The 22,067-nt window shown below is 70.6% G+C and carries 18 protein-coding genes; 5 read left to right on the top strand and 13 right to left on the bottom strand.

Annotation, left to right across the window (positions count from 1 at the left end):
- Nucleotides 1-11: 11 nt before the first annotated feature.
- From IM770_RS00695 to IM770_RS00675, 5 genes are all read right to left on the bottom strand, one after another.
- Entirely contained in the window at nt 12-1,796 is a 1,785-nt protein-coding gene (locus IM770_RS00695; protein ID WP_203579227.1) for a peptidoglycan D,D-transpeptidase FtsI family protein, read from the bottom strand.
- Nucleotides 1,797-1,846: 50 nt separating this feature from the next.
- Entirely contained in the window at nt 1,847-2,449 is a 603-nt protein-coding gene (gene ftsL / locus IM770_RS00690; RefSeq protein WP_203579226.1) for a cell division protein FtsL, read from the bottom strand.
- Entirely contained in the window at nt 2,446-3,399 is a 954-nt protein-coding gene (rsmH, locus tag IM770_RS00685) for a 16S rRNA (cytosine(1402)-N(4))-methyltransferase RsmH (RefSeq protein ID WP_203579225.1), read from the bottom strand. The genes ftsL and rsmH overlap by 4 nt, the downstream gene beginning before the upstream one ends.
- A 121-nt stretch (nt 3,400-3,520) precedes the next feature.
- A complete protein-coding gene (gene mraZ / locus IM770_RS00680; protein ID WP_203579224.1) occupies nt 3,521-3,952 on the bottom strand; it encodes a division/cell wall cluster transcriptional repressor MraZ in 432 nt (143 codons plus the stop codon).
- Nucleotides 3,953-4,149: 197 nt separating this feature from the next.
- Nucleotides 4,150-4,518, bottom strand: a complete 369-nt coding sequence (locus IM770_RS00675; protein WP_203579223.1) for an SCO2097 family morphological protein — start codon at nt 4,516-4,518, stop codon at nt 4,150-4,152.
- A gap of 111 nt (nt 4,519-4,629) precedes the next feature.
- Between IM770_RS00675 and IM770_RS00670 the strand changes: the two genes are divergently transcribed.
- On the top strand, nt 4,630-5,676 hold the full coding sequence (locus tag IM770_RS00670) for a polyprenyl synthetase family protein (protein WP_203579222.1): 1,047 nt from the start codon (nt 4,630-4,632) through the stop codon (nt 5,674-5,676).
- A gap of 85 nt (nt 5,677-5,761) precedes the next feature.
- On the opposite strand, the gene IM770_RS00665 is transcribed toward IM770_RS00670, so the two are convergent.
- Both IM770_RS00665 and IM770_RS18120 read right to left on the bottom strand, forming a co-directional pair.
- Complete coding sequence (locus tag IM770_RS00665) at nt 5,762-6,112, bottom strand: Rv2175c family DNA-binding protein (RefSeq protein ID WP_203579221.1); 351 nt, start codon at nt 6,110-6,112, stop codon at nt 5,762-5,764.
- 168 nt (nt 6,113-6,280) lie between these two features.
- Entirely contained in the window at nt 6,281-6,559 is a 279-nt protein-coding gene (locus IM770_RS18120; RefSeq protein WP_307785329.1) for a hypothetical protein, read from the bottom strand.
- On the opposite strand from IM770_RS18120, the gene IM770_RS00660 reads away from it, so the two are divergent.
- Nucleotides 6,552-7,541, top strand: a complete 990-nt coding sequence (locus IM770_RS00660) for a LysM peptidoglycan-binding domain-containing protein (protein ID WP_307785328.1) — start codon at nt 6,552-6,554, stop codon at nt 7,539-7,541. The genes IM770_RS18120 and IM770_RS00660 overlap by 8 nt on opposite strands.
- 93 nt (nt 7,542-7,634) lie before the next feature.
- On the top strand, nt 7,635-9,596 hold the full coding sequence (pknB, locus tag IM770_RS00655; protein WP_203579220.1) for a Stk1 family PASTA domain-containing Ser/Thr kinase: 1,962 nt from the start codon (nt 7,635-7,637) through the stop codon (nt 9,594-9,596).
- Nucleotides 9,597-9,889: 293 nt separating this feature from the next.
- On the opposite strand, the gene IM770_RS00650 is transcribed toward pknB, so the two are convergent.
- The 3 genes from IM770_RS00650 to IM770_RS00640 form a co-directional block, all read right to left on the bottom strand.
- A complete protein-coding gene (locus IM770_RS00650; RefSeq protein ID WP_203579219.1) occupies nt 9,890-11,227 on the bottom strand; it encodes a class II 3-deoxy-7-phosphoheptulonate synthase in 1,338 nt (445 codons plus the stop codon).
- A 110-nt stretch (nt 11,228-11,337) separates the two neighbouring features.
- Entirely contained in the window at nt 11,338-12,027 is a 690-nt protein-coding gene (locus tag IM770_RS00645; protein WP_203579218.1) for a lysophospholipid acyltransferase family protein, read from the bottom strand.
- 4 nt (nt 12,028-12,031) lie between these two features.
- Nucleotides 12,032-12,967: an ROK family glucokinase gene (locus IM770_RS00640; protein ID WP_203579842.1), complete on the bottom strand. Its 936-nt coding sequence runs from the start codon at nt 12,965-12,967 to the stop codon at nt 12,032-12,034.
- Between the two features lie 152 nt (nt 12,968-13,119).
- On the opposite strand from IM770_RS00640, the gene IM770_RS00635 reads away from it, so the two are divergent.
- The gene (locus IM770_RS00635) at nt 13,120-14,946 is read left to right on the top strand and encodes an AMP-dependent synthetase/ligase (protein ID WP_203579217.1); all 1,827 of its coding nucleotides are present in this window, start codon (nt 13,120-13,122) and stop codon (nt 14,944-14,946) included.
- 98 nt (nt 14,947-15,044) lie between these two features.
- Here IM770_RS00635 and def read toward each other — a convergent pair whose 3' ends face one another.
- The 3 genes from def to IM770_RS00620 form a co-directional block, all read right to left on the bottom strand.
- The gene (def, locus tag IM770_RS00630; RefSeq protein ID WP_203579216.1) at nt 15,045-15,536 is read right to left on the bottom strand and encodes a peptide deformylase; all 492 of its coding nucleotides are present in this window, start codon (nt 15,534-15,536) and stop codon (nt 15,045-15,047) included.
- A gap of 1 nt (nt 15,537) precedes the next feature.
- On the bottom strand, nt 15,538-17,649 hold the full coding sequence (locus tag IM770_RS00625; RefSeq protein ID WP_203579215.1) for a MinD/ParA family ATP-binding protein: 2,112 nt from the start codon (nt 17,647-17,649) through the stop codon (nt 15,538-15,540).
- A gap of 72 nt (nt 17,650-17,721) precedes the next feature.
- Entirely contained in the window at nt 17,722-21,129 is a 3,408-nt protein-coding gene (locus IM770_RS00620; protein WP_203579214.1) for a pyruvate carboxylase, read from the bottom strand.
- A 72-nt stretch (nt 21,130-21,201) separates the two neighbouring features.
- Here IM770_RS00620 and IM770_RS00615 point away from each other — a divergent pair, with 72 nt between their 5' ends.
- Complete coding sequence (locus tag IM770_RS00615) at nt 21,202-22,011, top strand: ParA family protein (protein WP_203579213.1); 810 nt, start codon at nt 21,202-21,204, stop codon at nt 22,009-22,011.
- Nucleotides 22,012-22,067: the final 56 nt, after the last annotated feature.

Below are 22,067 nucleotides of genomic sequence, written 5' to 3'. Positions count from 1 at the left end.
AGCTCGGGACACTACCCGAACTTGGGCAGCAGCTCCGGCGACGTCGTGGAAGGCATGACGCGATAGGTCTTGAGCACCTGGGTCATGGCCTTCTGGAACGCGGTCGCGTTGGCCGCAGACGATGTTACCTTCGTCGGCTCGTCGAGGGTGACGACCACCACGTACTCGGGGTCCTCGGCCGGGGCGAAGCCGACCATCGTCGTGTAGTACACGCCCCGCTTGTAGCCGCCGTTGCCGTCGGACTTCTCACCGGTGCCCGTCTTGCCGCCGACGCGGTAACCGGGGATCGCGACCGTCTTGGCGTACGGCGCCTGGAGGAACACGTTCTCGAGCATCTCGCGCATCTGAGCCGAGGTGCTCTCGTTCAGGACGCGCTCGGGCTCGTCGACCTCGGGCTCGACCACGGTGCCGTCGGCCTTCGTGCACGACTCGATGATCTGGAGCGGCATCCGGACTCCGCCGTTCACGATCGTGCCGTATGCCCGCGCGAGCTCCGGCATGGTCGTCTCGACGCCCTGCCCGAACGAGGTGTTGTAGGCGGTCTGGGTACCCCACTGATCGACGGGATGGACAACGCCGATCTGCTCGTTCGGATAGCCGGATGCCGTGCCCTGCCCGATCCCGAACCTCTGGAAGTAGTCGGCGCGCGTCTGCCGGTCGACCTTCTCGCTGAACTTCGAGATGCCGGCGTTCGACGAGTCGATGAGAACTCCGGTCAGCGTGTACGTGTACGCGGGGTGCTTGAAGGCGTCGCGCACGCGGGCGCCGTCGGCGAAGAACTCCTCGCTCGACGCGACCACGGTGGAATCCTTCGTCTGCCCGCCCGCGTCGATCACCGTCGCCGCGGTGAGCGCCTTGAACGTCGAGCCCGGCTCGAACCTGCCGAGGAACATCTCGCTCGTGCGGTCCTTGACCTCGGTGGCGTCGACGTTGTTCGGGTCGACCGTCGGGTACTCCGCCGCGGCGCGCACCTTGCCGGTCTTCACCTCATAGACGAGCACCGCGCCGTGCTGCGCGGCCATGTTCTGCGTCTGCTCCGCGATGAGCTGCTGCAGGTACCACTGCAGGTCCCGATTGATCGTCAGCTGCAGGGTGCCGCCGTCGGTGGCCGGCGTCTCGACCTCAGTGCCGGGGATGACGACGCCGTCCTTGCCCTTCTCGTACGTGCGGGTGCCGTTCGTCGCGGCCAGGCAGTCGTTCTGCGACAGCTCGAGGCTCTCCTGCGGCGCGCCGTCGCTGCCGAGGAATCCGACGAGGTTGCCCGCGACCGCGCCGTCCGGGTAGGCGCGCGCAGGGTGCGAGTTGCAGGTGATGTACGGCACCCCGAGGTCGGCGAGGGCGCGGAACTGCTCTGTCGAGACGCCGTTCTTGAGCTTGGCGTACTCCGACTCCGGGTTGTCGGCGAGGGCGTCGCCGACGATGGCACGCACCTCTTCGGGCGTCTGCCCCGTGATCTCGGCGACGTCGTCCGACACGTCGGCCCACAGCGGGTCGTCGGACTCGCCCTCGAGCACCTGCGCGTCGATCTGCGTGATGAGCAGCGGCGAGAGCTGGCAGTCATACCGGAGGATGCTGCCCGCCAGCGTCTGCCCGTTCTCGTCGACGATCGCCCCGCGCGTGCCGTACAGCGTCTGCTGGCCGGCGAAGGCGACGTCGAGCGAGTCCTTGATGTGGTCGTCGGCGTTGACGACCTGGATGTCGACAAGCCTCACGATGAAACCGGCGAGCACCGCCAGGACGACGGCGAGGGCCACGACGGTGCGGCGGCGGGGGCTTCTCGTACTGCGTGTCGTCATCTCGCGTCTCGTGTCGTGATCGTTCGTCAGGCGTCGGCGTCGGTGTCGTCTCAGTGTGTGCTGGGCGTGGGCAGTCCGTCGGTGATCGGCGGCGGAGTGTTGCCGACTCCGGCGTCGCCGACGCCGGCCACCTCGACGGGCACGCCGTCGATCGTCGCGTCCGGGGCCGTGACGAGCGGCGTGTCGGTGATGAGGGCGTTGGGGACGGCCCCGCGGCCGATCGCGTCGACCGAGGACGACCCCATCGCGACCTCGGACGGTCCGAGGATCGCGCCGTCGCTCAGCCGCAGGTAGCTCGGCGCCTCGTTGATCACCATGCCGAGCGCGGCGGCGTTCGCCGCCAGGTACTGGGGCGAGCTGAGGCCGGCGACATCGTCGTACAGCATCTGCTTCTCGTACGTGAGGTCGCGCTGCTCCTTCGTCAGGGCGGCGAGCTCGTACGTGCCCTGCGTCGTCATGATCGACAGCGACATCTGCGCACCCGCGATGAGGAACGCGCCGAGAACCGCGACCACGCCGTAGAAGAGCTTCGGGCGGCGTCGGCGGGCCGGCGCCTCGACCACCCGGAGGCGGCGGCGCGCGGCATCCGATCGATCCGGCGCGACCGCGCCCGAGAGTCTGGCCGCTGTGGTGGCGTTCGCGATCGTGCTCATGCGTCGTCCTTCACTCGCTCAGCCGCCCGCAGGCGGACCGGCGTCGCGCGCGGGTTCGCCGCGCGCTCCTCTTCGGTGGCGAGCTCGGCACCTTTGACGAGCAGTCGGAACTTCGGGGCGTGCTCGGGCAGCTCGACCGGCAGCCCCGCGGGCGCGGTCGACGTGGAGGCCTCCGCGAACGCACGCTTGATCAGGCGGTCCTCGAGGGACTGGTAGGAGAGGACGACGATGCGGCCGCCGACCGGGAGGATGCCGAGCGCCGACGGCACGGCGCGCTCGAGCACCGACAGCTCGCGGTTGACCTCGACCCGCAGCGCCTGGAACACGCGCTTGGCGGGGTGTCCGGTGCGCTGCACCGCCGCGGGCGTCGCCGCCTGCAGGATCTCGACGAGCCGGCCCGACCGCTCGATCGGCGCCTCGCCCCGCGCGGCGATGATGGCGCGGGCGTAGCGCCCGGCGAGCTTCTCCTCGCCGTACCGCTCGAAGATGCGACGCAGATCGCCCTCGCCGTACGTCGCGAGGATCTCGGCGGCCGTCGTGCCGGCCGACTGGTCCATGCGCATGTCGAGCGGGGCGTCCTGCGCGTAGGCGAAGCCGCGGTCGGCGACGTCGAGCTGCAGCGACGAGACGCCCAGATCGAACAGGATGCCGTCTGCCACCGGGAAGCCGGCCGAGGTCACGGCATCCGCGATCCCGTCGTAGACCGTGTGCACGAGGTGCACGCGGTCGCCGAAGCGCGCGAGGCGCTCCCCCGCGATGCGCAATGCGTCGGTGTCGCGATCGAGGCCGACCAGCTGCAGGCCGGGGAACCGCTCGAGGAACGCCTCGGAGTGTCCGCCCATGCCGAGCGTGGCGTCGACGAAGACGGCACCGTCGCGGCCGAGGGCGGGCGCCAGCAGCTCGATGCAGCGCTCGAGCATCACCGGGGTGTGGATATCGCGCAGGTTCATGATCGTCGGGGCCTCCGGGGCCTCGTCCCCTGAACCCTGATCCCCATCCGCTCTGACCTGTCACCGGGGAAGTGGCGACAGGGCGGGAGCGGCTGGGAGTCGGGATCCAGGCGACGGAGCCTCAGAACAGGCCCGGAATCACCTCCTGCTCCAGCTCGGCGTAGCTCTCTTCGTTGGCCTCTGCGTAGGTGTTCCACGCAGCGGCGTCCCAGATCTCGGCATGAGCGCCCACGCCGGTGACGACGAGGTCTCGCTCCAGGCCGGCGTATGCGCGCAGCGGAGGGGGGATCGTGATGCGGTTCTGACTGTCGGGCTTCTCGGCACTGGCACCCGAGAGGAACATGCGCAGGAAGTCGCGCGCCTGCTTGTTCGCGAGCGGCGCCTCGCGGATGCGGTCGTGCACCCGCTCGAACTCCTTCTCGCTGAACACGTACAGGCAGCGATCCTGTCCGCGCGTCACGACGACACCCCCACCCAGGTCGTCGCGGAACTTCGCCGGGAGGATGACGCGTCCTTTGTCATCGAGCTTGGGTGTGTGCGTGCCCAAAAGCATCGGTACATCACACCCCCTTCGTCCGGCCCCCCGGGTTGTGCGCCACTTTACTCCACTCTCCTCCACTTCGCCACCAATTCGATGCACGGGACTCCCCCGGGCGCCCTGCGCGAGCAACGGCGGGTCGTTCGCGCGCAACAAAAAAGCACCGACCCGTAGGTCGGTGCTTCTCGTGCCGGCTCAGTCGGCGGGGGCGCTCAGCGCTCCTCCTGCCGCCTGTCCCAGCGATCGTTCATGCGATCCATGAACGACGAGCTGTTGTTGGTCTGTCTCGAGGGGCGATCCGGTTCGACGCGCACCTTGCCCGGTCCGCGTCCCGGCGTGACCGCGAGGAGGACTCCGCCGAGCATCACGACGAAGCCGATCACGCCGACGATCACCTGCGGGATCGAGACGCCGACGATCAGGCCGCCCAGACCCAGCAGCACGAGGATCGTGCCGTAGACGATGTTGCGATAGCTCAGGGTGCGTCCGTCGCGGGGCGCGCTGACGACATCCGCGTCGTTGCGCATGAGATGGCGCTCCATCTCGTCCAGCAGGCGCTGCTCCTGTTCGGAGAGTGGCATGCATCCCCCTCTGTACTTCGGTGGCTCGATTGTACGCGTGCCGTTCCTCACTAGGCTAGGCCCGTGTCACCCCTCGCAGAGCCGATCGAAGCCATTTCTCAGCGAGTGGACATGTTCGTCTCGGATCAGCGGAAGACCGTGACGGATGCCGGGCCCGACGCCGACGGGTTCCTCACCGCCGCGGCGGACGCCGTCACCGGCGGAAAGCGTCTGCGCGGCCGCTTCTGCATCGCCGGGTGGAGGGCAGTGGAGGAGGCAGCCGCGCCCGCGGGCGCCCCGCCTGCTCCGGTCATCGCCGCAGCCGCCGCACTCGAGGTCTTCCACGCGGCGGCGCTCGTGCACGACGACCTCATCGACAACTCCGACACCCGGCGCGGCCGGCCGTCGGCGCACCGCGCGCTCGAGGCGGAGCACCGCGCCGCGGGGTGGTTCGGCGACGCCGACGCCTTCGGGCGGTCGAGCGCGATCCTCCTCGGAGACCTCCTCGTGGCCTGGAGCGACGACCTGCTCGAGGAGGGTCTGGCCGAGACGTCGCCCGACCGTGCGGCTGCGGCCCGCCGTCAGTACGCCCTGATGCGCCGCGAGGTCACGCTCGGGCAGTTCCTCGATGTGGCCGAGGAGTCGGCGTTCGTCACCGAGCCCGACGATCGACACGCCGATCGCGCCCTGCGCGTGGCGTCGTTCAAGTCGGCGCGGTACAGCATCCAGCAGCCCCTCGCGATCGGTGCGGCGCTGGCGGGGGCGGATGCCGCGCAGGCGGCGGCGCTGGCCGCGTTCGGCCATCCGGTCGGCATGGCCTTCCAGCTGCGCGACGACGTGCTGGGCGTCTTCGGCGACGAGGCGGCAACCGGCAAGCCGTCCGGCGACGATCTCCGCGAGGGCAAGCGCACCGTGCTCATCGCCTTCGCGCGCGAGGCTCTCGCACCCAACGCCCGCCGGATCGTCGACGAGCTCCTCGGCGATCCGGAGCTCGATGCCGGGCAGATCGCGTCGCTGCAGCAGACCATCCTCGACACCGGCGCCCTGGACCGGGTGGAGAGCCTCATCGCCGACTACGCGCGCGAGGCCGACCGAGCGCTGTCCGGAGCGCGGCTGGGCAACGCCGCCGTGAGCGAGCTGCGGGAACTCGCACGCGCCGCGACGGTCCGCACCACCTGAGCCCGCGAGGCTCGCAGCGCGCCCGGCCCCTGAGCTCGTCGAAGGGTCCCTGAGCTCGTCGAAGGTCCCTGAGCTCGTGGAAGGGTCAGGCGAGGGTGCGTGCGACCCGGCGGACCTCGCTCTTGCGCCCGGCCAGGAGAGCCTCGATCGGCGAGACGCCGATCGTCTCGTCAGGGGCGAGGAGCCAGTCGATCGCCTCGTCGTCGGAGAAGCCGGCGTCGTGCAGGGCGAAGACCGTGCCGCGCAGGGAGGGCAGCGGGTGCCCGTCGACGATGAACACCGAGGGCACCTTCAGGGCGCCGTCGCGGCGGGTGCCGACGAGGTGGAAGTCGTCGAGAAGCCGGCGCACGCGACCGAGCGGTTCGCCGAGCACCTCCACCAGGTCGGGGAGGGTGAGCCAATCGGTCTCGAAGCGCGAAGCGTCGTCAGCGGTCACGAAAGCAACTATCTCAGATCACGCCGGGCACCGGACCACCCGACTCCCGCCACAGCAGTCACACCTGGCACGCCTGTTATCACCAGTTGACACCAATTCACATCCGTGACACGGTTTCGGAGTCGACTGAGGGGGGAAACTCGTGCGACCGATTCGGAGTACCGGTGATCACGCCGACCGGAGCGCCGCGTCGTCGCGGACGCTCCGCGCGGGGGTTCCTGTAGCCCTCGCCGGCTCCATCGCCCTGACGCTCACCGCCGTTCCCGCCCACGCGGCGGCGAGCGAGGCGACGACGCGACAGGCGCCGAGCGTGCTGCGCCCGGCCATCGCCACTGCCGTGGCAACGGGGGCTTCGGCCGCGTCGGCGACCGCAGCGCCGGCGGCTGCGGCATCCGTCACCGCGGCATTCGCCCCCGCGGCCGCCGCCACGGTCGCGCGCGTGACCACGACGGCCGCGCCACCGACGCACACGGTGCAGCGCGGCGACACGGTCAGCCGCATCGCAGCCCGCTTCGGCCTGCGGACCGCCGACGTGCTGGCGCTGAACGGGCTCGGATGGTCGTCGACGATCTACCCGGGCCAGGTGCTGAAGCTGTCGGCCGCTCCGGCAGCGCCCGCTCCCGCGCCGGCGCCGTCCGCCGGCACCTACACGGTCCAGCGCGGCGACACGGTGAGCGCGATCGCGAGGCGCCACGGGGTGACGACCAACGCCGTCCTCTCTGCCAACGGGCTGAGCTGGTCCTCGATCATCTATCCGGGCCAGGCCATCAAGATCCCCGGAGCCGCGGCCCCTGCCGCGTCGGCCCCGGCACCCGCGCCTGCACCCGCACCCGCGCCTGCTCCGGCCCCCGCACCGCCCGCGTCGGCCGGGACGCACACGGTCATCGCCGGCGACACCATCAGCGCGATCGCGAAGCGCTACGGCGTCACCACGAACGCGGTGCTCTCGGCCAACGGGCTCGGCTGGTCGTCGATCATCTACCCGGGCCAGACGATCAAGATCCCGGCCGCCGGGATCCCCGGCCTCACGTCGGAGCAGGCCGCCAACGCGCGGCTGATCGTCGGCATCGGACGCGAGCTTGGGGTGTCGAACCACGGCATCGCGATCGCCCTCGGCACGGCGATGCAGGAGTCCTCGCTCCGCAACCTCTCGTGGGGCGACCGCGACTCGCTCGGACTGTTCCAGCAGCGGCCGAGCTACGGCTGGGGCACCGAGGCCGAGGTGACGGACCCGGCGCGCGCGACGCGCGTCTTCTTCGGCGGACGCGGCGACCCGAACGGCTCCCGCACGCGCGGTCTGCTCGACATCCCGGGATGGGAGGCGATGAGCTTCACGCAGGCCGCCCAGGCCGTGCAGATCTCCGCCTATCCCGACGCGTACGCCAAGTGGGAGGCATCCGCCCATTCCTGGCTCGCCGCGATCGGCTGAGGCCGGATCCGGTCCGGTCGCATGCGTCACATTACGATCTCGCGTGGTGAGGCGCTCCGCCGGCACGCAGGTGCGCATCCGTAGACTCTCAGCGTGAGCACGAGTCAGCAGACGGACCCGCTGATCGGCCGTCTCGTCGACGGCCGGTACCGGGTGCGTGCTCGCATCGCCCGCGGCGGCATGGCCACCGTCTACGTCGCCACCGACCTCCGCCTCGAGCGCCGCGTCGCGCTCAAGGTCATGCACTCGCACCTGAGCGACGACACCGTCTTCCAGAGTCGCTTCATCCAGGAGGCCCGCGCGGCTGCCCGCCTCGCCGATCCGCACGTGGTGAACGTGTTCGATCAGGGGCAGGACGGCGACATGGCGTACCTCGTCATGGAGTACCTGCCGGGCATCACGCTGCGCGAACTCCTCCGCGAGCAGCGGCGCCTCACGGTGCCGCAGGCGGTCTCGATCCTCGACGCCGTGCTGTCGGGGCTCGCGGCGGCGCACAAGGCCGGTATCGTGCATCGCGACGTCAAGCCCGAGAACGTGCTCCTCGCCGAGGACGGCCGGATCAAGATCGGCGACTTCGGCCTTGCGCGCGCGACGACGGCGAACACCGCGTCCGGGGCGCAGCTGCTGGGCACGATCGCGTACCTCGCCCCCGAGCTGGTCACGCGCGGCACCGCCGACGCGCGGAGCGACATCTACGCGATCGGCATCATGCTGTACGAGATGCTCACCGGCGAGCAGCCCTACAAGGGCGAGCAGCCGATGCAGATCGCCTTCCAGCACGCCACCGATTCGGTGCCGCGCCCGAGCGTGAAGAACCCGGGAGTGCCCGAGCCGCTCGACGAGCTCGTGCTCTGGGCGACCGAGAAGTCGCCCGACGAGCGCCCGATCGACGCGCGCGAGATGCTCCAGCGACTCCGCGACATCGAGCGCGAGCTCGGCATCTCCCCCGTGGTCGCCCGCACGGGGCCGATCGGCGTCATCCGCGACGACGTCACAGCCACCGGTGAACTCACCGCCGTCCTCCCCGGCACGCCGACGGGGCCCACCACCACGATGGAAGAGGTCGACAACGCCTCGCGGCTGCGCCGTGCCACGCAGCGTCGCCGCTCGCGCGGCGCGTGGCTCATCGTGCTCGTGCTCCTGCTGGCGGCCATCGCCGGCGGCCTCGGCTGGTGGTTCGGCTCGGGCCCGGGCTCGCAGGTCGCGGTTGCCGACGTCGCCGGATTGAGCTTCGAGGATGCCGCCGCGCGTCTGCAGGAGGACTCGCTCGTCGCCGTGCAGCAGAGCGAGAGCAGTCTCGAGGTCGCCGCCGGCCAGGTGATCCGCACCGATCCCCCGAGCGGCTCCCGGCTCGACCGCTCCGCCGAGGTGAACGTGTACGTGTCGACCGGCCCCGCCGAGGCGACCTTCACGTCGTTCGCCGGCATGCCCGAGGCCGACGTGCGCGCCGCGCTGGAAGCGCAGTTCGTCACGGTGCCCGACGAGAGCTCGGAGATCTTCACCGACGCCGGGGCGGGAACGGTCACCGGCGTCGTGGTGCGCCCGGCCGGCGCCCCCGAGGACGGCTCCCAGGACGTCGCCTGCATCGAGGGCTGCACCGTGCACCAGGGCGACACCGCTCGGCTGCAGGTGTCGCTCGGCCCGCTGCCCGATGTCACGGGTGAGAGCGAGGGCAAGGCGCGCAGCACGCTCGAGGGCCTGGGGCTCGCGGTCGCCGATCCCAGCCGGACCGAGCCCAGCGACTCCGTCGAAGAGGGCCGCGTGATCACGGTGATCGGCAAGGACGACGGCAGTGCCCTCGCCCCCGGCGACACCGTCACGCTCGTCGTCTCGACCGGTCCTCCGCTGTTCGAGGTGCCCGACGTCATCGGCTTGACCCGCGACGAAGCCGTCGGAGCGCTAAGCGCGCATTTCGAAGTCGACGGCGTCGACTTCCCATGGAACATCGCAATCAACGGTCTCACCGAGGTCCAGTCGCAGAATCCGAAGGCCGGAACCATGCTTCCGGAGGGATCGCCGGTTCGGATCGAGATCGATGTCCGCGACGACGAATAGCGGCTGACCCGGGCGAGGCATCCGGACCCCGCCCGCCAATCGCGACGAGACCTCGCGGCAGCACCGCCCCGACGGCGCGGGACGGCGCTTCGCCCGGGTCTCGTGCCCGCGCCGCACGCAGCCCGCGCCGCGACACCCGCCCGACGACGGAGATCCCGGATGCCTCGGGTGAGGCATCCGGGATCTCGTTCGTGTCAGACGAAGCGGGTCGGGGTTTCGACTCGCTCCGCTCGCTCAACCTTGACGCGGGATCGCATCAACGCTCGCTGGCGCTCGCATTGATCCGACCCTCGTCAGCGCTTCTCGAGCTCCTCGGCGACGAGGAAGGCGAGCTCGAGCGACTGCATGTGGTTCAGGCGCGGGTCGCACAGGGACTCGTAGCGGGTCGCGAGGGTGGCCTCGTCGATCTGCTCGGAGCCGCCCAGGCACTCCGTCACGTCGTCGCCCGTGAGCTCGACGTGGATGCCGCCCGGGAAGGTGCCGACGGCGCGGTGCGCCTCGAAGAAGCCGCGCACCTCATCCACGACGTCGTCGAACCGCCGCGTCTTGTAGCCGGTGGGCGTCGTGATGCCGTTGCCGTGCATCGGGTCGGTGACCCACAGCGGGGTCGCGCCGGAGTCGCGGACGGCCTCGAGCAGCGGCGGCAGCGCGTCGCGGATCTTGCCGGCGCCCATGCGCGTGATGAAGGTGAGGCGACCGGGCTCGCGGTTCGGGTCGAGCTTGTCGATGAGCGCGAGCGCCGTCTCGGGCGACGTGGTGGGGCCGAGCTTCACGCCGATCGGGTTGCGGATCTTCGAGAAGTAGTCGACGTGGGCGCCGTCGAGGTCGCGCGTGCGCTCACCGATCCACAGGAAGTGGGCCGACGTGTTGTACGGCGTGTTCGTGCGCGAGTCGATGCGCGTCATCGGGCGCTCGTAGTCCATGAGCAGACCCTCGTGGCCGGTGTAGAACTCGACGCGCTTGAGCTCGTCGAAGTCGGCGCCGGCGGCCTCCATGAACTTGATCGCGCGGTCGATCTCGGTCGCCAGGCGCTCGTACTGCTGGTTCGCGGGGTTCTGCGCGAAGCCCTTGTTCCACGAATGCACCTCGCGGAGGTCGGCGAAGCCACCGGTGGTGAAGGCGCGGATCAGATTGATGGTCGATGCGGCCGTGTGGTAGCCCTTGAGGAGCCGGGCGGGGTCGGCCTTGCGCGAGTTCTCGGTGAAGTCGTAGCCGTTGACGATGTCGCCGCGGTAGGCCGGCAGCGTCACGTCGCCGCGCGTCTCGGTGTCGCTCGAGCGCGGCTTGGCGAACTGGCCCGCCATGCGGCCCATCTTCACGACCGGCATCGAGGCGCCGTACGTGAGGACGACCGCCATCTGCAGCACCGTCTTGATGCGGTTGCGGATCTGCTCGGCGGTGGCCCCCGCGAAGGTCTCGGCGCAGTCGCCGCCCTGGAGCAGGAACGCGTTGCCGGACGCCGCGCGCGCGAGGCGGTCGCGCAGGTTGTCGACCTCGCCCGCGAAGACCAGGGGCGGCAGCGTGGCGAGTTCCGCGGATGCCGCTGTCACAGCCTCGGCGTCATACCACTGCGGCTGCTGCTTGATCGGCAGGGTCCGCCAGTGGTCGAGTGCGTCGAGGTGCTGGAGCATCCCCCGATTCTAGCCGCGGGACGACTGCCGCCGGCGCCGCGTGACGGCCGCGTGGACGGATGCCGTGGGCACGGCGTGACGACCGCCCGACACGCGCGACCCGCCGCGGGTCAGCGGGTCTTCGGCTTCAGCCGATCCTTCACCGTCGAGGCGTACACGTCCTCGTACTCCTGCTCCCCCAGGCGCTGCAGCGCCACCATGATCTCGTCGGTGATCGAGCGGAGGATGTAGCGGTCGCCCTCCATGCCCTCGAAGCGCGAGAAGTCGATCGGCTCGCCCACCACGATCCCGACGCGCACGATGCGCGGGATCTTGGTGCCGATGGGCATCATCGTGTCGGTGTCGACCATCACGACCGGCACCACGGGCACGTGCGCCTCGAGCGCCATGCGCGCGATGCCGGTGCGGCCTCGGTACAGCTTGCCGTCGGGGCTGCGCGTGCCCTCGGGATAGATGCCGAGCAGGTCTCCGCTGCCGAGCACCTGCAGCCCCGTGTTCAGCGAGGCCTCCGACGCCTTGCCGCCCGAGCGGTCGATCGGCAGCTGCCCCGTGCCCTTGAAGAACATGCGGGTGGCCCAGCCCTTGAGCCCCTTGCCGGTGAAGTAGTCGCTCTTGGCCAGGAAGACCACCGGCCGGTCGAGCATGAGCGGGAGGAAGATCGAGTCCACGAACGACAGGTGGTTGCTCGCGAGGATCGCGGCGCCCTCCATCGGGACGTTGCGACGGCCGACGATCCACGGGCGCCAGATCGCCTTGACGATCGGTCCGATCACCACGTACTTCATCAGCCAGTAGAACATCGCGCTACGCCTCGGTCCCCGCGAGGTCGGCGGCGCCGATGAGGCCCGCGTCGTTCACGAGCCGCGCGATCTTGAAGGTCGCCACGGGCCGGTCGCCGTAACCGGGCAGCGACCGTTCGTACGCCACGCGCATCGGCTCGAGCAGCGCGTCGCCGAGCTGGGCGACGCCGCCGCCGATGACGAACAGCTGCGGATCGAGCACGGCCTGGAAGCCGCCGCAGGCCTCGCCGAGCGCGGTGGCGACGCGTCGCAGCGCCTCCGCGGCGCCCGGGTCGCCGGCGAGGACGAGCCGCGACACGGCCGGGCCGCTGATCTTGCCGTGCTCGGCACGGTGCGCCGCGAGCGCCTCGCCGATGCCGCCGGCGTCGGCGATGTCGTTGGCCTCGCGCTGCAGAGCCCGGCCGGACGCGTACTGCTCGAGACAGCCGCGCTGTCCGCAGCCGCACAGCAGGCCTTCGCGGATGAAGCGGATGTGGCCGAGCTCGGCGGCGATGCCGTGGCCGCCGCGGAAGAGCTTGCCGTCGAGGACGACCGCCCCGCCGACCCCGGTGCCCATCGTGAGCATCACCATGTGGTCGACGCCGCGGCCCGCTCCGAAGCGGTACTCGGCCCATCCGGCGGCGTTGGCGTCGTTCTCGATGGTGACGGGAAGTCCGACCCCGTCTTCGAGGGTCGCCTTCAGCGGCTCGTTGTGCCACGCGATGTTGGGAGCGTGGATGACGGTGGCCCGATCGCGATCGATGAAGCCGGCCGCCGCGACGCCCACCGCGCCGACCTCGTGCGAAGCGCGGAAGTAGCGGGCCATGTCGACCACGGCCTGTGCGAGGGCGGCGGTGTCGCTCGGCGTGTCGACACGGAGCTGCTCGACGATGCCGCCATCGGAGTCGACGACGCCTCCCGCGATCTTCGTTCCGCCGATGTCGATGCCGACCTTGAGCACAGTCTCCCTCTCCGGCCGCCGCACGCACGACAGCGCCTTGAAGTCTATCCAGGCGCCGTCGTCCACACCCGCCCACGGCCCGATGTGACAGCGGATTAGACTCGGATGAGATCCACCCGAGATTACATTCGTCCGGTACCGAAGGAGCTGCCGTGGTCCAGTTCGAAGTCCCTGCCATCGTCCCCGCCGATCCGCAGGCCAACATCACCGACCTGCTGGTCGAGCGCGTCAAGGCGACGCCCGATCGCGCACTGTTCGCCGTGCCCGAGGGCGACGGCTGGCGCGACATCACGGCGGCCGAGTTCCAGAAGCAGGTCATCGCCCTCGCCAAGGGCCTCGTCGCCGGCGGCATCGAGCCCGGCGACAAGGTCGGCTTCATCGCGCGCACCACCTACGAGTGGACGCTCGTCGACTTCGCGCTCTTCTACGCCGGCGCCGTGATGGTGCCGATCTACGAGACGAGCTCCAGCGCGCAGATCGCCTGGAACCTCACCGACTCGGGCGCCGTCGCCATCATCACCGAGCTGCCCGAGCACACCGCCCGCTTCACCGAGGCGCGTCCCGAGCTTCCGCTCATCCGCTCCGCCTGGGAGATGCACGGCGGCGACCTCGAGCGCCTCATCACCGAGGGCGCAAGCGTGTCGGACGACGAGATCGAGCGCCGGCGCAACCTCGCCAACGGCGCCGACATCGCCACCCTCATCTACACGTCGGGCTCGACCGGACGCCCCAAGGGCTGCGTGCTCACCCACAGCAACTTCGTGGAGCTCGCCCGCAACTCGGCCAAGTCGCTGCACGAGGTCGTCGAGACGCCGGGCGCGTCGACGCTGCTCTTCATCACGACCGCGCACGTGTTCGCCCGCTTCATCTCGATCCTCGACATCCACGCGGGTGTGAAGACCGGTCACCAGCCCGACACCAAGCAGCTGCTGCCCGCGCTGGGCTCGTTCAAGCCCACGTTCCTCCTGGCCGTTCCCCGCGTGTTCGAGAAGGTATACAACTCGGCCGAGCAGAAGGCCGAGGCCGGTGGCAAGGGCAAGATCTTCCGCGCCGCCGCGCACACCGCCGTCGAGCACTCCAAGCTCCAGCAGGAGGGCAAGAAGGTCCCGCTGCTGACGAAGATCAAGTTCGGCCTGTTCGACAAGCTCGTCTACAGCAAGCTGCGCACCGCGATGGGCGGACGCGTCGTGTACGCGGTGTCGGGCTCCGCTCCCCTCGGACCGCGCCTGGGCCACTTCTTCCACAGCCTCGGCGTCACGATCCTCGAGGGCTACGGGCTCACCGAGACCACGGCGCCGGCGACGGTCAACCTCGCGACCAAGTCGAAGATCGGCACGGTCGGTCCGGTGCTGCCCGGTGTCGGCATCCGCCTCGGTGACGACAACGAGGTCCAGGTGCGCGGCATCAACGTGTTCAAGGAGTACTGGCGCAACGCCGAGGCGACCGCGGAGGCGTTCGACGGCGACTGGTTCAAGACCGGCGACATCGGCTCGTTCGACGACGAGGGCTTCCTCACGATCACCGGCCGCAAGAAGGAGATCATCGTCACCGCCGGCGGCAAGAACGTCGCACCCGCGGCCCTCGAAGACCCGATCCGCGCGAACCCGATCGTGGGTCAGGTCGTCGTCGTCGGCGACCAGAAGCCGTTCATCGCGGCGCTCGTGACGCTCGACCCCGAGATGCTCCCGGCGTGGCTCGCCAACAACAATCTGCCGGCCGACATGCCGCTCGCCGAAGCCGCCGCGCACGACTCCGTGCGTGCCGAGGTGCAGCGTGCGATCGACCACGCGAACAAGAACGTCTCGCGTGCCGAGTCGATCCGCAAGTTCACGATCCTCCCGACCGAGTGGACCGAGGCGAGCGGTCACCTGACGCCGAAGATGAGCATCAAGCGCAACGTGATCCTCACCGACTTCGCCGGCGACATCGAAGAGATCTACACCGTTCCGGTCAGCACCACGAACGTCTCGCTGAGCTAGATCTCGGTCGAAACGCAGAGACGAAACGCCCCGGACCGACGATTCAGGTCGGCTCGGGGCGTTTCGTCTCGCTTCGCTCGCTCAACGAGCGGATGAACTCAGAACCAGTCGGACTCGCGGATCTCGCGCATGGCGACGCGGCGCGCCTCGGGGGTGAGCCTCTCGAGGTAGAGCGTGCCGTCCAGGTGGTCGGTCTCGTGCTGGAGCGCCTGAGCCAGCAGGCCCTCGCCTTCGAGCACGATCTCGTTGCCTTCGAGGTCGATCCCGGTGACCTTGGCCCACGGGTAGCGGACGGTGTCGTGCCACAGACCGGGAACCGAGAGGCAGCCCTCGCCGATGGGCTCCGGTTCGCCCGACACCTCGACCAGGACCGGATTGAGGACGTACCCGATGTCGCCGTCGATGTTGTAGCTGAACGCGCGCAGGCCGACGCCGATCTGCGGAGCGGCGACGCCCGCGCGGCCCGGCAGCTCGACGGTGTCGAGCAGGTCGCGCACGAGCGCGCGCACCCCGTCGTCGATCTGCTCGACCGGGGCGCTGACAGACTTCAGGACGGGGTCGCCGAAGACACGGATGGGACGGACGGCCACCTCAGGCCGCCGAAGCCAGCGAACGCAGGCCCTCGACCACGGTCGCCGCGAGCTCGCGGGCGGCCTGGCGCGTCGCCGGCTGCAGCTCGCGGAACACGATCGCGCTGCCCGCCGCGATGTGCGAGTCGTACGGCACCCGGACGACGGCGCGCACGCGGGTGCGGAAGTGCGATTCGAGCTCATCGAGCTGGACGAGCGGATGCCCCGGCCGCGCGTTGTTGAGCACCACGACCGCATTGCGCACCTTGTCGGCGTAGCCGTTGGTCTCGAGCCACGTGAGCGTCTCGGACGCCAGGCGGGCCTCGTCGACGCTCAGCCCCGCGACGATGACCAGCTGGTCGGCGAGGTCGAGCGTCGCCCCCATCACCGAGTGGACGATGCCCGTGCCGGTGTCGGTGAGGACGATCGAGTAGTAGTGCGCGGCCAGGGCCGCGACGTCGCGGTAGTCGGCGTCGTTGAACGCCTCGGACACGCGTGGATCGGTGTCGGATGCCACGACGTCCAGGCGTGTCTCGTCGCGCGCGACGATGCCCGACAGGTCGTTGAACCCGACGACCTCAGGGCTGATGCGCACGAGGTCACGGACCGTCTTGCCGCTGTCGCGCGAGATGCGCTCGGCCAGCGTGCCCCGGTCGGGGTTGGCGTCCACGGCGATGACCCGGTCGTCGCGCGCGTCGGCGAGCGCCTGGCCGAGCAGCGTCGTGACGGTCGTCTTGCCCACGCCGCCCTTGCGCGAGAGCACCGGGACGAAGCGGGCGCCGCCGGCGAGCGGGCCGGCGATCCGCCGGTCGAGCTCCTTGCGGGCCTTCGCGCGCTTGCTGTCACCGAGGTTGATGCGCCGGCCCGAGATCGAATAGACGAAATGCTGCCACGCGCCCTCCGGCTCGGGCTTCACGACCTGATGCGGGTCGAGCAGACGGTCGGCCGTCAGCAGGTCGGCGGTCTCACGGTCGGCCTCGAACTCTCCGAGCCGCTTCGAGGCGAGCGCCACGTCGCCGCGCGGGAACGGCGCACGCTCGACAGCGCTGCGCTCCGCCGGGCGGTCGGCGACCGGCTGCGCGCCGGTGTGGTTCGCCTCGCGGCGCGTGGCGGGCGTCGGACCGGTCGTCGCCTTCGCGGCAGCGGCCGCCGGGGTCGACGGCCCGGTCGTCGCCTTCGCGGCAGCGGCCGCCGGGGTCGACGGCGCTGCGGGCGGGGTCGTTGCAGCGGACGCCGCCGCGGTCGCGGCATCCGTCGCCTTCGCCTCGTTCCCCTCGGGGGCCGGGGTCTTCGCGCTCATGGGCTCCTCCGCGATGTCGTCGGTCGCGATGACATCGTCTCCTGTCGCGGCGTTCTCCGCCAGGGCGGCCTCGATGCCGTCGTCCTCGAGAACGAGGTCGAACTCGGCGGGGTCGAACTCGGCGTCGAAGTCCGCGTCCTCGAACTCCTCCGCGTCGAAGTCGACGACGGCGAACTCGTCGGCGGGCTCCTCAGCGGCGGGAAGCTCGGTGGCGTGGGGGCTCGGCGCCGCGCGCTCGTCGATCGCCGTCGCGTCGGCGAGTTCCCGCTCGGGCTCCGGCTCGGGCTCCGGCGCGCGCTCCTGCTCTGCCGAAGCTGCCTCGACCTCAGCATCGTCCGCTGCGACGCCGCGCTCGGCGCCCTCGACGTCGACCTCGACCTCGGCCGCGGGCTCGATCACCGCGACCTCGTCGACGGCGTCGTGCTCCGGCGCATCGTCGACGACCACGTCCGCGTCGGCGATGTCTTCGACGGCGGGTGCCGGAGCGAAGCCGTCGCCCTCGACCGTCCACTCCTCGAGATCGGCGGACGGCTCGATGATCTCGGCCTCCGTGGTCTCGGTGCCGGGCTCGGCGAACTCGGCGTCGTATGCCCCCGGAGCGGCATCGAGGACCGGCAGATCGGCGTCGGCCGGGATCTCGATGACGAACGGCACCTCGTCGTCGATGACGTCGTCATCGGCGAGGTCGTCGTCCGATTCCGTCGGCAGCTCGACGTTCACCTGCGCCGTCGCACCGCCCAGGAGTCCGAAGCCGGTCGTGTCGATGCTCCCCGTCTCGGAGAGCACGCCGTTCTCAGGCTCGTCGGGGGTGTGTTCGGTGCGATCGGGCGTCACTGCGGAGTTCTCCTGGAAAGACGGCGCCTGTGCTCGGGGCGCGGGCGCGTAGGGCGGATGCCACCCTCCAGGCTACTGGGCGGGGCGGATGACGACCAAAAGGTCGCCGGCATCCACCTGCGCGGTCTCGGCGATCGCGACCCGCTCGACGACCCCGTCGACGGGTGCGGTGATCGCCGCCTCCATCTTCATGGCCTCGATGGACGCGACGGGCTGGCCGGCAACGACGGCATCGCCGGCGTTCGCCTTGAGGGTGACCACCCCCGAGAACGGCGCAGCGACCTGGCCGGGCTTGGACGTGTCGGCCTTCTCCGCCTGCTTGGTCTCGACCTTGATGCTGCGGTCGCGCACGAAGACCGGCCGGAGCTGGCCGTTGAGAGTGGTCATCACGGTGCGGATGCCCTTGTCGTCCGCCTCGCCGATGGCCTCGAGTCCGACGTACAGCTGCACGCCGGGGTCGATCTCGGCGACGTGCTCCTCCCCCGGCTTGAGACCGTAGAGGTAGTCGGGTGTGCCGAGCGCGGTCAGGTCGCCGTACGTCTCTCGGTTCTTCTCGAACTCGCGGGCCGGTCCGGGGAACAGCAGGCGATTCAGGGTGCGACGGCGGGTCGCCGCCTCGCCCGCCAGGCCCTCGTGCTCGTCGGCGGTGAGCGGCGGCACCTCGATCGAGATCGTCCTGCCCTCCAGCACCTTCGTGCGGAACGGCTCGGGCCATCCGCCCGGCAGATCGCCGAGCTCTCCCGCCATGAAGCCGACGACCGAGTCCGGGATGTCGTAGTTCTGCGGGTTCGCCTCGAAGTCGGCCGGGTCGGCGCGCACGGCGACGAGGGCGAGCGCGAGGTCGCCGACGACCTTCGACGACGGCGTGACCTTGGGGATGCGGCCGAGGATGCGGTCCGCGGCGGCGTACATGTCCTCGATCAGCTCGAAGTCGTCGGCCAGGCCGAGCGCGATCGCCTGCTGGCGGAGGTTCGACAGCTGACCACCCGGGATCTCGTGGTGGTACACGCGGCCCGTGGGAGCGTCCAGCCCCGACTCGAAGGGCCGGTACAGGTGCCGCACCGCCTCCCAGTAGGGCTCGAGGTCGCTCACGGCCTGCAGGCTGAGCCCGGTGTCGCGGTCGGTGTGGGCGAGCGCGGCGACGAGCGCCGAGAGCGACGGCTGGCTCGTGGTTCCCGACATCGGTGCGGCCGCGGCATCCACCGCGTCCACTCCCGCCGCACTCGCGGCCAGCAGCGTGGCGAGCTGGCCGCCCGCGGTGTCATGCGTGTGCAGGTGCACGGGCAGGTCGAAGTTCTCGCGCAGCGCCGTGACGAGCTTGGCGGCGGCCGCCGGCCGGACCAGGCCCGCCATGTCCTTGATGGCGAGGATGTGGGCGCCCGACTCGACGATCTGCTCCGCGAGGCGCAGGTAGTAGTCGAGCGTGTACAGCCGCTCCGAGGGGTCGAGGAGGTCGGACGTGTAGCAGAGCGCCACCTCGGCGATCGCCGTGCCGGTCTCGCGCACCGCGTCGATGGCGGGGCGCATCTGCGAGACGTCGTTGAGGGCGTCGAAGATGCGGAAGATGTCGACGCCGGTCGCCGCGGCCTCGGTCACGAAGGCGTTCGTCACCTCGACCGGCCGGGGCGTGTAGCCCACAGTGTTGCGACCGCGCAGGAGCATCTGGATCGGGATGTTCGGCATCGCCGCGCGCAGCGCCTCGAGACGCTCCCACGGGTCCTCGGCGAGGAAGCGGAGGGCGACGTCGTACGTCGCGCCGCCCCAGGCCTCGACGGACAGCAGCTGCGGCGTCATGCGCGACACGTGCGGGCCGACGCGCACGAGGTCGCGCGTGCGGACGCGGGTCGCGAGCAGCGACTGGTGAGCGTCGCGGAAGGTCGTCTCGGTGACGGCGAGGGCGCTCTGCTCGCGCAGCGCGCGGGCGAAGCCCTCGGGGCCGAGCTCGCGGAGCCGGTCGAGCGTTCCTGCCGGCGGCGCAGCCGCGAGGTCGATCTCGGGCAGCTTGCTGCCCGGCGAGACCGCCAGCGGCTTCTCGCCGTACGGGCGGTTGACGGTGACGTCGCCGAGCCACGCGAGGAGCTTCGTCGCCCGGTCGCGCGACGGGTTGCTCGTCAGCAGCTGCGGTCGCTCGTCGATGAACGAGGTGCTGACGTCGCCCTCGACGAAGGCCGGGTCGTCGAGGACCGCGCGCAGGAAGGGGATGTTGGTGGCGACGCCGCGGATGCGGAACTCCGCCAGCGCGCGGCGCGCACGCGCCACGGCGGCCGGGAAGTCGCGGCCGCGGCACGTGAGCTTCGCCAGCATCGAGTCGAAGTGGGGGCTGATCTGCGAGCCGGCCGCGGTGGTGCCGCCGTCGAGGCGGATGCCGGCGCCGCCCGGCGAGCGGTACGTGGTGATGCGCCCGGTGTCGGGACGGAAGCCCTGCGACGGGTCCTCCGTGGTGATGCGGCACTGCAGCGCTGCGCCGCGGAGCTGGATGCGGTCCTGCGTCAGGCCGAGGTCGGCGAGGGTCTGGCCGGCGGCGATGCGCATCTGCGACTGCACGAGGTCGACATCCGTCACCTCCTCGGTGACGGTGTGCTCGACCTGGATGCGCGGGTTCATCTCGATGAAGACGACCTCGCCGGTGCGCGGCCCGGCGGTCTCGAGGAGGAACTCGACGGTGCCGGCGTTCTGGTACCCGATCGAGCGGGCGAACGCGACGGCGTAGCCGTGCAGCGCGTCGCGCACCTCGGGGTCGAGGTTGGGCGCCGGCGCGATCTCGATGACCTTCTGGTGGCGGCGCTGCACCGAGCAGTCGCGCTCGAAGAGGTGGACGGTCTCGCCCTCCCCGTCGGCGAGGATCTGCACCTCGACGTGGCGCGGGCGCTGCACGGCCTGCTCGAGGAAGACGCGAGCGTCGCCGAAGGCGCTGCCCGCCTCGCGCATGGCCTCGGCCAGCGCGGGCGCGAGCTCCTCGCGGCGCTCGACGCGCCGCATCCCTCGTCCGCCGCCGCCGGCGACAGCCTTCACGAAGATGGGGAAGCCGATGTCATCGGCCTGTCCGAACAGCTCGTCGACATCATCGGATGCCTCGGTCGAGCGCAGCACCGGGACCCCAGCGGCGACCGCGTGCTGCTTGGCGGTGACCTTGTTGCCGGCCATCTCGAGCACCTGCGCGGGCGGCCCGATGAAGGCGATGCCGTTGGCCGCGGCCTTCTCCGCGAGCTCGGGGTTCTCCGAGAGGAAGCCGTATCCCGGGTAGATCGCGTCGGCGCCGGCCTCCTTCGCGACCCGGATGATCTCGTCGACGTCCAGGTAGGCGCGGACGGGATGCCCCTTCTCGCCGATCTCGTAGGACTCGTCCGCCTTCTGCCGGTGCAGCGAGCCGCGGTCCTCGAACGGGAACACCGCAACCGTGCGCGCCCCCAGCTCGTACGCGGCCCGGAAGGCTCGGATGGCGATCTCACCACGGTTTGCAACGAGAATCTTCGTAAACATACGACCTCCGGGGCGGCGGTGCGGACGGGGCTGAGTGTGCTCTCAGCCTAGGGGACGGTAACGTGGTGGCTTGTGCACGTCCTATCCGTCAGCTCGCTCAAGGGTGGCGTCGGCAAGACGACCGTGACTCTCGGACTCGCGTCGGCGGCTTTCGCCCGCGGTGTCCGCACGCTCGTCGTCGACCTCGACCCGCAGTCCGACGTCTCGACGGGCATGGACATCCAAGTGGCCGGCCGGCTGAACGTCGCCGACGTCCTGGCCAACCCGAAGGAGAAGACGGTCCGCCAGGCCATCACCTCCAGCGGCTGGGCGAAGGTGCACCCCGGCACCATCGACGTCATGATCGGCAGCCCGTCCGCCATCAACTTCGACGGCCCGCACCCAAGCGTCCGCGACGTCTGGAAGCTCGAAGAGGCACTCGCCACCATCGAGGGCGACTACGACCTCGTCCTGATCGACTGCGCCCCGTCCCTCAACGCCCTCACGCGCACCGCGTGGGCGGCATCCGACCGCGTCATCGTGGTCACCGAGCCCGGCTTGTTCTCCGTGGCCGCCGCCGACCGCGCGCTGCGGGCGATCGAAGAGATCCGCCGCGGTCTCTCACCGCGCCTGCAGCCGCTCGGCATCGTGGTGAACCGCGTGCGGCCGCAGTCGATCGAGCACCAGTTCCGCATCAAAGAGCTGCGCGACATGTTCGGTCCGCTCGTCCTCTCGCCGCAGCTTCCCGAGCGCACGTCGCTGCAGCAGGCGCAGGGCGCCGCGAAGCCGCTCCACATCTGGCCGGGCGACTCCGCCCAGGAGCTCGCGGCCGACTTCGACTCGCTGCTCGACCGCATCATGCGCACCGGCCGCATCCCGGTTCCGGAAGACACGCGTCCCTGACGATGACGGATGCCGCGCCCGCGGCATCCGCGCGGGTGAACACTTTGCTCATCCGA

The organism is Microbacterium hibisci, assembly GCF_015278255.1.
GTDB classification, from domain to species: domain Bacteria; phylum Actinomycetota; class Actinomycetes; order Actinomycetales; family Microbacteriaceae; genus Microbacterium; species Microbacterium hibisci.
This window is presented reverse-complemented; position numbering and strand designations above follow the sequence as displayed.